Raw genomic sequence first — 14,350 nt, forward strand, 5'->3', positions numbered from 1 at the left:
CCTACTCGAGGATTTCGTGCTCGTAGACGAGTTCGACGATGCGCTTCGTCGGGATGCTCGCGCGCAGTTCGTCGACGCTGTCGATGCGAAACCACTTGCACTTCTCGATCTCGTTGCTCGCCTGGGCTGTATGCTCCGGGCCGACTTCCGCGAAGAACACGTGATGCACCTTCGCGAGCCCGGTGAACTGCATCGAATAGACGAGCGTCTGACCGGTGAGGCCGGTCTCTTCCAGCAGTTCCCGATGTGCGGCCTCGAGCGGCGTTTCACCGCGCTTGATCGTGCCGCCGGGCAGTGCCCAGCGCGACGATACGCGCGCAACGAGCAAGACCTGCTGTTCGCGGTAGCAGACGACGGTCGCGCGTTCCTTGACGGGGATCGCACTGGCTTCCGGCGCATTCGTGGAGACGGGGACTTGAGGCATGAACCGATTCTAGCGAGAGTCGGGCGCCCGGCCAAGCCGGGCTCGTGGAGCGCGACGCGGCCCGTCGGCCGGGCCGCGTCGCCATGGAGTCCGTCGCGTTACTTCTGTTCCGGCAAGAACCAGTTCATCACGAGCGCGCAGATGCCGCCAGTGGCAACGCCCGATTCCAGAACGTTCTTCAGTGCATGCGGCAGGCTGTTCAGAATGTCGGGCACCTGCGACACGCCGAGGCCGAGCGCGAGCGACACCGCGATGATCAGCAGCGCGCGGCGATCGAGCTGGATGCCGGACAGGATGTTGATACCCGAAGCGGCCACCGCGCCGAACATCACCATCGCCGCACCGCCGAGCACGGGCTCCGGCACGGCCTGCAACGCGCCCGCGACGACCGGGAACAGGCCGAGCACCACGAGCATGCCCGCGATCCAGACGCCGACGTATCGGCTCGCGACGCCGGTGATCTGGATCACGCCGTTGTTCTGCGCGAACACGGAGCTCGGGAACGTGTTGAATACGCCGGCCAGCAGCGAGTTCGCGCCGTTCACGAGCACGCCGCCCTTGATCCGCCGCATCCACACCGGCCCTTCGACCGGCTCCTTCGAGATCTTGCTGGTGGCGGTGACGTCGCCGATCGCTTCGAGCGACGTGACGAGATAGATGATCAGCATCGGCACGAACAACGACCACGAGAAACCGATGCCGAAGTGCAGCGGCGTCGGGACCTGGAACAGCGCGGCCTGGTGCACGCCGGTGAAGTCGAGGCGGCCGAGCACCGCGGCCGCGGCATAGCCGATCACCAGTGCGATCACGAGCGCGGTGCTGCGTACCCATACGATCGGCACGCGGTTCAGCAGGATGATGGTGCCGAGCACGAGGCACGACAGCGTCAGGTTCTGGGCGCTCGCGAACGTGCCGTTGGCCATCGCGCCGTAGCCGCCGCCCATGCTGACGAGGCCGACCTTGATCAGCGTGAGGCCGATCAGCAGCACGACGATGCCGGTGACGAGCGGCGTGATCAGGCGCTTCACGAACGGCAGGATGCGCGACACGCTCATCTCGACGAACGAGCCGGCGATCACGACGCCGAAGATCGCGGCCATGACGGTCTCGACCGGCGTGCCTTGCTTGACCATCACGCTGCCGCCGGCGATCAGCGGGCCGACGAAGTTGAAGCTGGTGCCCTGCACGATCAGGAGGCCGGCGCCGAGCGGGCCGAAGCGCTTGCACTGCACGAACGTCGCGATGCCTGAAATCACCAGCGACATCGACACGATAAGGGTCGTATCCCGACTCGATACGCCGAGCGCCTGGCAGATCAGCAGCCCGGGCGTGACGATCGGCACGATGATCGCCAGCAGGTGCTGCAGCGCGGCGACGAAGGTGACCATCGGCCCCGGCCGGTCATTGGGACCATAGACGAGGTCGTGCGACGGGTCTGCAGCGTCGGCGCCGTGGGAGGCGGATCGGGCGGGGGAAGCGGGTTGCATGGCGAGCGGGCCGGACAAGATGGAAAGTGCGGCATTTTAGCCGAAGGGCCCGCCCGCGCCGCCCGCGCGCGATGCAATGGTCGGGATTCGGGAAACGGTGGCGGATCGGTGCCGTCGAACGCGCGGCGCCGCTCGATTCGTCAGCGCGCGCGGCGCGGCGCGTGCTCCGTTGCCCGGAACCCGGGCAGCGCGGGAATCCGCTCGGTCATGAACTGCAGGAACGCGCGGGTTCTGAGCGGCAGATACCGGCGCGACGCGTAGACGAGATGCAGCGCGTGCGGCACGGTCATTTCCCACTTCGGCAGCAGCCGGACGAGCTGTCCGCCGTCGATCAGGTCCTGAACGAGCCATGCAGGCGCGCTGCCCACCGCGTGGCCCGCGAGGAAGCATTCGCGCAAAGCCAGAGAGCTGTTGACGCGATACCGGCTGCGCACGGGCACGCTGATGGTCTCCGTGCCTTTTTCGAATGCCAGTTCGGTGCCGATGCCGGGGCGCGCGTAGCCGACGTAGTCGTGTTTCGCGAGGTCATCCGGGTGGCGAATCCGGGGCGCTTGCGCAATGTAGTGCGGAGCGGCCACGAGCAGACGCGGCGACGACGCGATGCAGCGCGCGACGGCGTCAGGCGGCAGCGCATGGCCGAGGCGGATCGCGACATCGACGCCTTCCTCGACAAGGTCGATCACGCGATCGGTCAGATGCAGCTCGATGTCGATCTCCGGATAGGCCGCGAGAAATTCGAGCACGAGGGCGTTCAGCCGCAGCTCGCCGAGCCCCATCGGCGCATTGACGACCAGTTTGCCGACCGGCCGCAGCGTCTGTCCGCGCACGTCGGCGACCGCGCTCGCGTATTCGTCGATCACGCGCTTGCAGCGCTCGTAGAACCGCCGGCCTTCGTCGGTCGGTGCGACGCTCGTCGTCGATCGTTCGAGCAGGCGTACGCCGAGCGTCTGCTCGAACGCGGCGATGACCTTGCTGATCGTCGGCTGGCCGGTGCCTTCCTCGCGGGCGACCGCCGAGAAATTGCCCAGTTCGACGGCGCGCACGAAGAGGCGCATGGAACGCAGCGAGTCCACCTTATTCCTCCCGGGCATGAGCCCTATTCGAAATCGTCGTATTCCGTCTCGTCAGAGCATGACCTAACGTGCGTGAACCTTCAATCCCCGACGAGGAGTCGACATGAACGAGGCAATGCAAGCGCCGGCGCTGGACGGCGCGCACGTGGTGGTATTCGGTGCGAGTTCCGGAATCGGCCTCGCGGCCGCCGCAGCCGTGAAAGCGCGCGGGGCGAACGTCACGCTGGTCGGCCGCACCGGCGCGACGCTGGCGGCTGCCGCGCAGGCGATCGGCGGCGCGCGCACCGCGATCGCGGACATCGCGGACCGGGCTGCCGTGCAGCGCGTCTTCGAGCCGATGACGCGCGTCGATCACCTGGTCGTCACGGCCGGACGATTCATCGCCGGCACGCTGGCCGACACCGATCCGGATCACCTGCTCGCCGCGCTGCAGGAGCGTATCGCCGGGCCGGTGTATGCGATCCGCGCCGCGCTGCCGCTGATGCCCGCGACCGGCTCGATCGTGCTCACCGGCGGTCAGCTGGCGGACCGCCCGTCCGGGCAAGGCACGTCGGTCATCGCGGCGGCGGTGCGCGGCGTCGAAGCACTGGCTCAGTCGCTTGCGCTGGAGCTCAAGCCGATTCGCGTGAACGTCGTCGCCCCCGGTTTCGTCGATACGCCGCTGTACGACGCATTCGGCGCGGAAGTGCGCGACGCGATCCTCGGCGGGGCCGCGTCGGCGTTGCCGGGCGGACGCGTCGGTCGCGCCGACGAAGTCGGGGAAGCGATCGCGTTCCTGCTGGGCAACGGCTTCATGAATGCCGAGATCCTGCATATCGACGGGGGCGGCCGACTGGTGTGAGGCGCGGGCCTGCCGCGAACCGCTCGCGGGAAGCGTTGTCGTCGCGTGCATGACGATGCGCTGCGCACGCCGCGCCGATTCAATACAATGCGACGTCGAGGCATCGGCGCCGTGTCGGGCCGCCGACCGCCACGTTCGACGAGCGGGATCGACGAGCGACCGCGCTTGGTGGAATGACGACCCGTCATGGCGGGCCGCTGGCGAATACGGAGCGCAGCATGAACGAACCCTACCTGCAGGTCATCGCGCATTACTTCGCGAAACCCGGCAACGGCGACCGCGTGATCGAACTGCTCGCGGAACTCGCGCCGGCCACGCGTGCCGAGCCGAAAAACCTCGACTACGCGTACTTCCGGTCGCCGGTCGACCCCGACCACATCGTGATCCTCGAGCGTTACCGCGATGCCGACGGCCTCGACACGCATCGGGAAACGCCGCATTTCCAGCGGATCGGTGTCGGCGCGATCATTCCGTTGCTCGATCGCCGCGACGTGACGCGCTACATGGTGCAGCCGGACACCGGCACGGCGACGCCACCGGGAGGCGCCCAATGAACCCGTTTCAATTCCGTACCGTTCCGACGCAGATCGTCGAATTCGGCGCCGCGCGCCGGCTCGGCGCGCTGTTGTGCGAACGCTTTCCGGCGCTCGCGCGGTTGTGTGTCGTCACCGACGCGTTCCTGCATCGCAGCGGCGTGCTTGCACCCGCGCTGGCGAGCCTCGCCGCGCACGGCTGGCAAGTGACCGTGATCGACGACGTCGTCGCCGATCCGCCCGAGCACGTCGTGCTCGAAGCGACCGCGCGGGCGGTGGCGGCCGATGCGGAGATCGTGCTCGGCCTCGGCGGCGGTTCGTCGATGGACGTCGCGAAGCTGATCGCGGTGCTCGCGCCGGGGCGGCAGGTGCTGGCCGACATGTACGGCGTCGACAAGGTGACGACGCCGCGGCTGCCGCTCGTGCAGATGCCGACCACGGCCGGCACCGGTTCCGAAGTGACGGCCGTGTCGATCGTCACGGTCGGCGAGGCGCGCAAGATGGGCGTCGTGTCGCCGCACCTGTTCGCGGACGTCGCGATCCTCGACGCCGAGCTGACGCTCGGGCTGCCGCGCGCGGCAACGGCCGCGACGGGCATCGACGCGATGGTGCATGCGATCGAGGCCTATACGTCGTCGCGGCTGAAGAATCCGGTGTCCGACATGCTGGCCGTGCAGGCGTTGACGCTGCTGTCGCGCAACCTGCTGAAGGCATGCGACGACGGTAACGATCGCCACGCGCGCGAAGCGATGCTGGTCGGCGCGATGTTCGCCGGCCAGGCGTTCGCGAACGCGCCGGTCGCGGCCGTGCATGCGCTGGCCTATCCGGTCGGCGGCATTTTCCACGTGCCGCACGGGCTGTCGAATGCGCTCGTGTTGCCGCACGTGCTGCGCTTCAACGCACCGGCTGCCGCGCCGCTGTATGCGGAGCTCGCGGCGATCGTCGCGCCGTCGGCGACCGGTAGCGACGAAGCGCGGACGCAGGCACTGATCGACGAGATCGATCGAATGATCGTCGCGACGGGCATTCCGCGCACGCTGCGCGAGGTCGGCATCGGCGAGGGCGACCTGCCGAGGATGGCGTCGGATGCGATGCTGCAGACGCGACTGCTCGTGAACAACCCGCGCGAGGTGACGGAAGCCGACGCGCTGGCGATCTATCGGCACGCGTGGTGACGCGGCGGACGTAGCGATCGACGGGAGACGGCGACATGACGCAACGTGACGAAGCGGCGCAGACGCGCTGCGTCGCATGGCAGATCGCGCAAACGTGGCAGGCGGGCGAATGGTGCCGGCTCGTCGAGACGCGCGCGGGCATCGACCTGTCGGGAGCGGTGGCGGGCGCGATCGACGGCACGCCGTTTCGCGTCGACTACGCGATCGTGTGCGGCGCCGACTGGCTGACGCGCTCGGTGCGCGTGACGCATTGGCTCGGCGCTGCGCCGCCCCGGCAACTCGCGATCGAATGCGACGCGGGACGCTGGACGGTCGACGGCGTCGAAGCGCCGGCCCTCGCGGGCGCGACCGACATCGATCTCGGTTTCAGTCCGTCGACCAATACGCTGCCGATCCGGCGTCTCGGGCTTGAGGTCGGCGCGTCGGCCGTGATCCACACCGCGTGGCTGCGTTTTCCGGCGTTCGAGATCGTGCGTGGCGAGCAGCGCTATGCGCGCACGGCGGAGCACGTGTACCGCTACGAGAGCGGCACGTATGCGGCCGATATCGCGGTCGACGACGCGGGCCTCGTCACCGATTACGACGAATGGCGGCGGACCGGCGCGACGCGTTCGCCGTAACGCGTCGCGTCGGCGGTGCGTCAGCGCGCGTTGGCGACCGTCACCTTGCCGGGAATCAGCTTCAGCGTGCTGAACGCGTCGGCGATGTTCTGCTGATACGCGAGCGTCGCATCGGTGACGGGCTGCACACCGTAGCCGGTGCGCTTGAGCGCGACTTCGAGCGTCGGCGCGTCGAGGCCGATGAGCGGCGACAGTTGCGCGGCGACTTCCGGAACATGGTCGCGTCCCCAGCGATCGATCGCGTCGACTTCGTCGAGCAGCGTGCGCAGCACCTGCGGCTGCGCGGCCGCATACTTGCGCGCGGCGAGGTAGTACTGGGTGTTGCGCACGAGCCCGTCGCCGTTCGCGACCACGCGTGCGCCGAGCTGCCGTTCCGCCGCCGCGAGGTACGGATCCCAGATCACCCACGCGTCGACGCTGCGCTGCACGAACGCGGCGCGCGCGTCGGCGGGCGTCAGGTAGATCGGCTGGATGTCGGCATACGTGAGGCCCGCATGCTCCAGCGCCTTCACGAGCAGGTAGTGAACGTTCGACCCCTTGTTTAACACGACCTTCTTGCCGCGCAGCTGCGCGATGGTGCGGATCGGCGAATCGGGCAGCACGACGATCGCCTCGCCGTGCGGCGCGGGCGGTTCGTTGCCGATATAGACGAAATCGACGCCAGCGGCCTGCGCGAAGATCGGCGGCGTTTCGCCGACCGTGCCGACGTCGATCGCGCCGGCGTTCAGCCCCTCGAGCAGTTGCGGGCCGGCCGGGAATTCGAGCCACTGGACCGCCACGCCCTGGCTTGCGAGCCGCTTCTCGAGCGTGCCGCGCGCCTTCAGCACGACGAAGTTGCCGTACTTCTGGAAACCGATGCGCAGCCGCTTGTCGCTGCCCTGGGCCAGTGCGGGCATGCCCGCGAGCGGGCCGAGCGCGAGCCCGGCCAGTCCGGCGGCCGCGCCGTGCAGCCATTGGCGGCGGCGCGGGTTTGCCGGGGTCGTTTCAAGGTTTGCGTGCGGTGTGTCGTTCATCGAGGCGTCCTGCTGGCGGGGTCACGGGGCGCACGGGCTGGCAGCGCGATCGGCACGGGACGCAGCCGGATGCGGACGATGCGCGCGATCGGCCGGCCCGCACCGAATTCAGGACGATACGGCCGTGCGGGCCGGCGGCCAACCAATGAATCCGCATATGCAAATCAGCGGCCGGGCGATACGTGAACGACGGGGGCGGCAGCGCGCCGCCGTGCTCAATCGGTGCCGAGCGGGCTTTCCTCGATCGCGTCGACGCGATCCGGATAGAACGCGAGATGCGCGCGAATCGATTCGACGGCCGGGTACGGATGCTCGTACGTCCACACCGCATTGGTCGCGCGTTCGCCGCCGGCGGGAATCGAGTAATACGCGCAATCGCCCTTGTACGGGCAGTACGTCGCATGGTCGGTGCGTTGCAGCAGCGCCATGTCGGCGTCCTCGCGCGGAACGTACAGCACGGCCGGATAGCTGGCCTCGCGCAGCGCCAGCGCGCGGCGCGTATCGGCGACGATCTTGCCGGCCACCTTGACCACGACGCGCGACGGATGCGGTTCGACCGTGATCGGGTGATCGGGGCCAGGCGATTTCACGGGACGAGTGGGCGTATCGGGACTGATCGACATCGTGGGTCCTCCAGGAAGGGGCGGCGCGCCGGCAGGCACGCCGCGCCGGAACGTGCACGCCGGGCGAATCCCCGCGCACCGTTGCCGGCGTTGACCAATCGATACGATGCGCCCATTCCGGAGAACCTGCAGGGGGCCGGAAGGCGGTGCCGCGAACGGCGTCGACGCACGACGCGGGGCGGGCCGCTGTAGCGGCGTTCGTGGGCATGTCCCCGGCGCTCGCGTGGACATTTTCATGCAGCGGCAGCGGGATGCATCCGCGGCGATAAGCAACGCGGAATTAATTGGTAAGCGATCGGCGGGCGGCGCGCGAAGATCGGCGGTCGTCATTCGCATGACAGTCCTTCCCTGACCGCCACCATGAAGATTCCATTCGTTTCATCGGCCGCGCATCGTGCGCGGCGCACATCCGTTGCCGTTGCGGCGCTGCGCGGCATGGCCGCGTCGCTGCTGCTTGCCGGCGCGGTCACGCACGCGTTCGCGGCGCCGGCCGGCAAGACGCTCGTGTACTGCAGCGAAGGCAGCCCGGCCGGCTTCGATCCGGGCCAGCACACGACCAGCACCGATTTCGATGCGAGCACGTACACGATCTACAACGGGCTCGTGCAGTTCAAGCGCGGCACGCTCGATCTCGTGCCGTCGCTCGCGACGAGCTGGGACGTGTCGTCCGGCCAGCGCGTCTACACGTTCCACCTGCGGCACGGCGTGAAATTCCAGACGACCACGTGGTTCAAGCCGACGCGTCCGTTCCAGGCGGACGACGTCGTGTTCACGTTCCGCCGGATGCTCGATCCCGACGATCCGTTCCGCAAGGCCTATCCGGTCAGCTTCCCGTACTTCAGCGATCTCGGGTTCGACCGCAATATCGAGCGCATCGAAAAGGTCGACGACGATACGGTGCGCTTCGTGTTGAAGCAGCCCGACGTCGTGTTCGTGCGCAACCTCGCGATGGCGTTCGCGTCGATCCTGTCGGCCGAATATGCGTCGCAGTTGACGGCACGCCATCGCGATGCCGACATCAACCAGCTCCCGGTCGGCACGGGGCCGTTCCAGTTGCGCGCGTACCAGAAGGACGCGGTGATCCGCTACGACGCGAACCCCGACTACTGGAAGCCGGACGACGTGAAGCTCGCGCATCTCGTGTTCGCGATCACGCCCGATCCGGCCGCGCGCCTGCAGAAGCTCACGGCCGGCGAGTGCCAGGTGTCGGCATTCCCGCGGCCGGCCGATCTCGAGACGGTGCGGCGCGATCCGAAACTGGCGCTGTTTTCAGGGACGGGCTTCAATGTGGGCTTCGTCGCCTACAACACGCAGCATCCGCCGCTCGATCGCGTCGACGTGCGGCGCGCGCTCGACATCGCGATCGACAAGACGGCGATCATCAGGACCGTGTTCAACGGCGACGCGACGATCGCGACGAACCCGATGCCGCCTGCGCAATGGTCGTACAACCCGCGCCTGAAGGATGCGCCGCGCGATCCGGCCGCCGCGAAGGCGCTGCTTGCGCAAGCGGGATTCCCGAACGGCTTCGACCTGACGCTGTGGGCGATGCCGGTGCAGCGCCCGTACAACCCGAACGCGCAGTTGATGGCGCAACTGATCCAGCAGGACTGGGCGAGGATCGGCGTGCGCGCGAAGATCGTCAGCTACGAGTGGGGCGAATACAACCGCCGCGCGAAACGCGACGGGCAGCACGACGCGATCCTGTACGGCTGGTCGGGCGACAACGGCGATCCCGACAACTGGCTCGGCACGCTGCTCGGCTGCGATGCGGTGCACGGCAGCAACCTCGCGAAGTGGTGCAACGCGGATTTCGAGCGGCTCGTCAGTGCGGCGCGCACGAACGCGGACGTCGCGAAACGCACGTCGCTCTACGAGCAGGCGCAGGTCGTGTTCAAGGATCAGGTGCCGTTCACGCCGATCGCGACGTCGATCGTGTCGCTGCCGATCTCGAAGCGCGTGCACGGGCTGACGTTCTCGCCGCTCGGCGGGCACCGGTTCGACGGTGTGTGGCTGGATTGAATCAGGGAAGCCGGCGCGCGAGCGCCGGCTGTCGAGGCGGTGGTCAGTTCAGTGCGACCGCGGCCGCTGCCTCGACCGGCGAGCCTTCGAGCGCGACGGATGCCCGGCCGTCGGGGCCGACCGGCACGTCGCCGACGAGCGTCGTGCGGTAGAGCTGGCGATCGAAGTCGAGATCGAGGATGTCGACGGACGGTGCGGGACAAGCAACGATTTGAACGATGCTTATCGCCGCGTTTCGGGTTGGCAAATCACGCGTGTCGCCGATTGGAAATGGCGGCACGCGCGAGCGCGGCGTGCGGGTCCCGCATGCCGATCGGCGGCGAACCGATCGTCGGCGACAGCGGCGCCAATCCGAATCGGGCAATGCGATCGGCGTGCGCAATATTTCCCGGATCATGCTGGCTCGAGCGAAAAAGTTTCCGGCCGACGCAGGTGCGAATTCGTTTTAAATGTGCAAATGCGAATCACGCGGCGTATCGAAAAGCTGAATAAAAATCATCGAATGGCGTGGCGGCGGAAACGATGCATCCCGGAATTAACATTCTTACTGCACGCCGCGAAAAAGCGGTAAATGATCCGCGTGTATTTCATCGTTGAAGGCCGTTTCCCATAAATGCATTCCGACGCTAAATAATTTGAAATCGCCAAAAAAATTGTCTATACCCTAGACGAATCAGCGTGATCCGCATCGTGCCAATGCGGCTATGCAACAGACGCGTGGACTTAGCGGCAGACGCCATTGCCGTACGCCGCGCGTGGCAGCGATCGAATGGATTCCGGGGGATGCGAACGGCCCGATGTCCGGGCTACCGCAAGAGTCATGAATGGGCGAACGCAGTGCGCGCCACCGAAGCAACGCCGCGTCTTTACATTCAACGGTCGATCACCGACCCCGTCACACGGAGGTTGTCATGCTGCAATACGTCAAGACCTTGCTGCGCGATGAACGCGGCGTCAGCTCGCTCGAATACGCGGTGCTCGCCGGCATCGTCGTGGTCGCACTCGCGGCAGTCGGGGTGATTCTCAGCAGCACGTCCGGCGGCTTGCCGGCCGTGTTCACCGCGCTGATCAACAAGGTCACGGCGCTGATCTGATCTCCTGAACCCGCGCGCCGCCGACGAACACACGGATCCGCAGCGGTACGACGTATCCAGCCGGGGCGCGCCGACGGACGGCTCTCCGATGCTCTTTCTCGTACAGTCGGCGGCGACGCTCGTGCTGGTGTCGCTCGCCACGCAAGATGTGCGCGCGCGTCGCCTGTCCAATCGCGCGGTGCTGGCGTTCGCGCTGCTGTATTTCGTCGCGGCGGCGCTTGCGCGCGAAGGGCTCGCGCCGCTCGTCGGTCATGTGGCGACCGCCGCGGCGATGCTGCTGCTGTTCGGCGGCCTGCGTCAAGCGGGCTGGATCGGCGGCGGCGACGTGAAGCTGGCGGCGGCCGTATTCCTGTGGGCGGGCCCGACGCTGGCGCTCCCGGTGTTGACGCTCATCGGTGCGAGCGGCGTCGCATGCGGCGTCGCCGCACTGGTGGCCATGGCACGGCAGCGTCGCATCGCACCGGCCGGTGCGATCGCGACGCGCGGCGTGCCGTACGGCGTCGCGCTCGCGCTCGGCGGTGCGCTGGCCGTCTGGGCGCCGCTTCCTCACGCGGTTTCGCTTACCTAGACCGGGGGACGCACGCCGCCATGCCCAAACCCGTGAGAATGGCCGTGCTGATCATCGCTGCCGCGGTCGGCGCGGTCATCCTGCGCCAGCTGTATGTCGCCGCGTCGACGCCGTCGGCGCCCGGCGAAGCGGCCGAGGTACGCGTGCGCGTCGCGGCGGCGGACCTGCCCGAAGGGCTGCTGCTGCGCGACAACGATCTCGCGTGGAAGCGCATGCCGCGCACGCAGGTGCCGGCCGGTGCGTTCGTCGAGTCGCAACCGGACGCGGACCTGAAAGGCGCGCTGCTGCGCAACCGTGTCGACGCCGGTGCGCCGATCCGCGCGGATAACGTGATTCCGTCCGGCGCGCCGGATTTTCTCGCGGCCGCGCTGCAGCCCGGCATGCGCGCGATCTCGGTGCCGGTCGACGACGTGTCGGGCAACGCGGGGCTGATCCAGCCGGGCGACTTCGTCGACGTGGTGCTCACGCAGGAGATCGGCGGATCCGCGACGACGCCCGGCACGTTCGAAGCGGAGACAGTCGTGCGGCGCGCGCGCGTGCTCGCGGTCGGCTCGGAATTCCAGCGTGCGAAGACGCCTGCGAGTGCACCGGACGTGCCGGCCCGCGCGCGCACGGTCACGCTCGAGGTCGCGCCGCGCACCGCGCAGGTCGTGCTGGTCGCGACGCGCCTCGGCTCGCTGTCTCTGGCGCTGCGCAGCTTCGCGACGCGCGATCGCCGTCAGGCGACGGGCGGTGACGAAGCGGAACCCGATACGCCGCCGGTATGGGCCGGCGACGTGTCGCGCGCGGCCCGCGGCGCCGAGCGGACGCCGGCTGCGAGAACGGACGCCGGCACGCGGCCGGCGTCGCAGGGCAACACGGTCGTGATCTATCGCGGCTCGTCGGTCGACGATGGATCGCACGGCAGCGGCACCGGCATGCCGGGCGTGCCGCCGCTGCCATCTGGTTGGCCGGGCACGCCGGTTGCGCCGGCTGCGCCCGCAGGCGCCAATGTCGCCGCGGACGCGACGGCGCAGGCGCCACGGATGGCGCCGCCGCAATGACGCAGTGACGATTCGGGCTGGCCGCCCGGCGGCCGGCATTTGACGGGAACACGCATGGTGCCCATCGTTCGTTGGATCGCTTTCTGGTGGCTGGCCTGCATCGTCGCGCCGGGCGTCGCGCTCGCGCAGCGCGCGCAGGCGGCGGATGCCGGCGCGGCGTTGTCGATCGCGACCGGCAAGGGCGAGATGCTGACGCTGTCCGAACCCGCGACCGCGATGTTCGTCGCGGACCCGAGCATCGCGGATATCCAGGTGCCGTCGCCGCGCACCGTGTTCGTATTCGGGAAGAAGGCCGGCACCACCACGCTGATCGCGCTCGGCGCGAACCATCGGCCGATCCTGCGCCGGACGGTGATCGTGCAGGTCGACACCGCGTCGCTGCAGGCGGTGCTCGACAGCCGTTTTCCGCAATTGAAGCTGTCGGTGTCCGGCGCGCCGGGCTCGCTGATGGTATCGGGCAAGGTGCCGAGCGCGGCCGACACGGATGCCGTGATGCAGTCGCTCGCGCCGTACCTGCGCGACAAGGAAAAGATCGTCAACCGGCTCACGCTGTCGCGCCCGATCCAGGTGAACCTGCGCGTGCGGGTGACCGAGGTGAGCCGCAACGTCACGCAGCAGCTCGGCATCAACTGGAGTTCGCTGGGCGGCGCCGGCAACTTCGTCGGCGGGCTGTTCAACGGGCGCACGCTGTTCGATCCGACGAACGGCCTGTTCAACCTGTCGCCGACGGGCGCATTCTCGGTGCTCGGCGGGTTCCGCGCGGGGCGCTGGTCGATCGACGTCGTGCTCGACGCGCTCGACCAGGAAGGCCTGATCACGATGCTCGCCGAGCCGAACCTCACCGCGATGTCCGGCGAGACCGCGAGCTTCCTCGCGGGCGGCGAGATTCCGGTTCCCGTTGCGCAGGCCGGCAACACGGGGGTGATCACGGTCGATTACAAGCCGTTCGGCGTGTCGCTCGACTTCACGCCGACCGTGCTCGCCGACAACCGCATCAGCCTCAAGGTGCGGCCGGAAGTCAGTGAGGTCGATGCGAGCAACAGCGTGACGTCGGGCGGCATCAAGGTGCCGGCGCTCACCGTGCGGCGCGTCGACACGACGGTCGAGCTGTCGAGCGGGCAGAGCTTCGCGATCGGCGGGCTGCTGCAGAGCCAGACGGCGGATACCGTGTCGCAGATCCCGGGGCTCGGCAGGCTGCCGATCATCGGCCGGCTGTTTTCGTCGAAGAACTTCCAGGACAACAAGACCGAAGTCGTCGTGATCGTGACGCCGTACATCGTGCAGCCGACCGGCCCCGGCCAGCTCGAGCAGGCGCTCGACACCGTCGCGCGGCCAAGCAGCGATCTCGAGTTCGCGATCCAGCGCAATCTCGGGATCGACCTGATGTCGGGCGACACGCCGCGTCTCGTCGGCGCCGCGGGCTTCGTGTACTGACCGGAGGAGCGCGCATGCGAGTTCGAACCGTCGTCTCCGCCTTGTTGCCGCTGGCGCTGGCAGGCTGCCTGTCGGCGCCGCCGCCGGTCAACCTGCCCGATGCACGCGCGATCGGGTTCGACGGCGTGCACGCGGTGCCGCCCGACTGCGCGAAGCTGATGCAGCCGTCGCATCTCGTCGATGCGGGGTTCGGGCGGCCCGGCGTGCCGTTCGGCTGCGCGACCTACACGAATCTCGCTGCGATGCTCGCGCGGCCGGAAGATCTGGTCGCGCCCGTGCCGTACGGCGGTGCCGATGCGCAAGTTGCCGCCGACGCGGTGCGCCGCTACGTCGAGGATCGCGTGAAGCAGCCGGCATCGGACAAGTCGTTGACGACGACCGGCTCGCCCGGCCACTGACC

Annotated in this window: 15 protein-coding genes and 1 pseudogene; 10 read left to right on the top strand and 6 right to left on the bottom strand. The window is 68.4% G+C overall.

The features are described 5' to 3' along the window. Window position 1: 1 nt before the first annotated feature. From DIE23_RS00960 to DIE23_RS00970, 3 genes are all read right to left on the bottom strand, one after another. Entirely contained in the window at window positions 2-424 is a 423-nt protein-coding gene (locus tag DIE23_RS00960) for an NUDIX hydrolase (protein ID WP_124610378.1), read from the bottom strand. A gap of 98 nt (window positions 425-522) precedes the next feature. Continuing rightward, the gene (locus DIE23_RS00965) at window positions 523-1,911 is read right to left on the bottom strand and encodes a nucleobase:cation symporter-2 family protein (RefSeq protein ID WP_124610379.1); all 1,389 of its coding nucleotides are present in this window, start codon (window positions 1,909-1,911) and stop codon (window positions 523-525) included. Between the two features lie 140 nt (window positions 1,912-2,051). Next, the gene (locus DIE23_RS00970; protein WP_124610380.1) at window positions 2,052-2,984 is read right to left on the bottom strand and encodes a LysR family transcriptional regulator; all 933 of its coding nucleotides are present in this window, start codon (window positions 2,982-2,984) and stop codon (window positions 2,052-2,054) included. A 103-nt stretch (window positions 2,985-3,087) separates the two neighbouring features. On the opposite strand from DIE23_RS00970, the gene DIE23_RS00975 reads away from it, so the two are divergent. The 4 genes from DIE23_RS00975 (at window position 3,088) to DIE23_RS00990 (ending at window position 6,153) form a co-directional block, all read left to right on the top strand. After that, window positions 3,088-3,825: an SDR family oxidoreductase gene (locus DIE23_RS00975; protein WP_124610381.1), complete on the top strand. Its 738-nt coding sequence runs from the start codon at window positions 3,088-3,090 to the stop codon at window positions 3,823-3,825. Between the two features lie 218 nt (window positions 3,826-4,043). After that, window positions 4,044-4,379 carry a putative quinol monooxygenase gene (locus tag DIE23_RS00980; protein WP_124610382.1) on the top strand — a complete coding sequence of 112 codons (336 nt, stop codon included), beginning with the start codon at window positions 4,044-4,046 and terminating at the stop codon, window positions 4,377-4,379. Further along, a complete protein-coding gene (locus DIE23_RS00985) occupies window positions 4,376-5,533 on the top strand; it encodes an iron-containing alcohol dehydrogenase (RefSeq protein WP_124610383.1) in 1,158 nt (385 codons plus the stop codon). The genes DIE23_RS00980 and DIE23_RS00985 overlap by 4 nt, the downstream gene beginning before the upstream one ends. A 35-nt stretch (window positions 5,534-5,568) precedes the next feature. Then, window positions 5,569-6,153 carry a putative glycolipid-binding domain-containing protein gene (locus tag DIE23_RS00990; RefSeq protein ID WP_124610384.1) on the top strand — a complete coding sequence of 195 codons (585 nt, stop codon included), beginning with the start codon at window positions 5,569-5,571 and terminating at the stop codon, window positions 6,151-6,153. Window positions 6,154-6,173: 20 nt separating this feature from the next. On the opposite strand, the gene DIE23_RS00995 is transcribed toward DIE23_RS00990, so the two are convergent. Together DIE23_RS00995 and DIE23_RS01000 are read right to left on the bottom strand one after the other, a co-directional pair. After that, entirely contained in the window at window positions 6,174-7,166 is a 993-nt protein-coding gene (locus DIE23_RS00995) for a sulfonate ABC transporter substrate-binding protein (protein ID WP_124610385.1), read from the bottom strand. A 215-nt stretch (window positions 7,167-7,381) separates the two neighbouring features. Beyond that, window positions 7,382-7,789, bottom strand: coding sequence for a DUF427 domain-containing protein (locus DIE23_RS01000; RefSeq protein WP_124610386.1), 408 nt, complete (start codon window positions 7,787-7,789; stop codon window positions 7,382-7,384). Window positions 7,790-8,149: 360 nt separating this feature from the next. Between DIE23_RS01000 and DIE23_RS01005 the strand changes: the two genes are divergently transcribed. Further along, on the top strand, window positions 8,150-9,811 hold the full coding sequence (locus DIE23_RS01005; protein ID WP_124610387.1) for an ABC transporter substrate-binding protein: 1,662 nt from the start codon (window positions 8,150-8,152) through the stop codon (window positions 9,809-9,811). A 43-nt stretch (window positions 9,812-9,854) separates the two neighbouring features. On the opposite strand, the pseudogene DIE23_RS01010 reads toward DIE23_RS01005, so the two are convergent. Next, a pseudogene (locus tag DIE23_RS01010) lies at window positions 9,855-9,998 on the bottom strand (TauD/TfdA family dioxygenase); the annotation flags it as partial. Between the two features lie 724 nt (window positions 9,999-10,722). Here DIE23_RS01010 and DIE23_RS01015 point away from each other — a divergent pair. From DIE23_RS01015 to DIE23_RS01035, 5 genes are all read left to right on the top strand, one after another. Beyond that, entirely contained in the window at window positions 10,723-10,905 is a 183-nt protein-coding gene (locus tag DIE23_RS01015; RefSeq protein WP_044843866.1) for a Flp family type IVb pilin, read from the top strand. Window positions 10,906-10,993: 88 nt separating this feature from the next. After that, window positions 10,994-11,473 carry a prepilin peptidase gene (locus tag DIE23_RS01020; RefSeq protein ID WP_124610388.1) on the top strand — a complete coding sequence of 160 codons (480 nt, stop codon included), beginning with the start codon at window positions 10,994-10,996 and terminating at the stop codon, window positions 11,471-11,473. A gap of 20 nt (window positions 11,474-11,493) precedes the next feature. Continuing rightward, on the top strand, window positions 11,494-12,516 hold the full coding sequence (cpaB, locus tag DIE23_RS01025; RefSeq protein WP_124610389.1) for a Flp pilus assembly protein CpaB: 1,023 nt from the start codon (window positions 11,494-11,496) through the stop codon (window positions 12,514-12,516). A 54-nt stretch (window positions 12,517-12,570) separates the two neighbouring features. Continuing rightward, window positions 12,571-13,950 (top strand): type II and III secretion system protein family protein, encoded by a 1,380-nt coding sequence (locus tag DIE23_RS01030; RefSeq protein ID WP_124610390.1) that lies wholly within the window; start codon window positions 12,571-12,573, stop codon window positions 13,948-13,950. A 14-nt stretch (window positions 13,951-13,964) separates the two neighbouring features. Continuing rightward, entirely contained in the window at window positions 13,965-14,348 is a 384-nt protein-coding gene (locus DIE23_RS01035) for a CpaD family pilus assembly lipoprotein (RefSeq protein WP_124610391.1), read from the top strand. The last annotated feature ends 2 nt before the right edge of the window (window positions 14,349-14,350 follow it).

This window comes from Burkholderia sp. Bp9143 (genome assembly GCF_003853645.1).
In the GTDB taxonomy this organism is placed as follows: Bacteria; Pseudomonadota; Gammaproteobacteria; order Burkholderiales; family Burkholderiaceae; genus Burkholderia.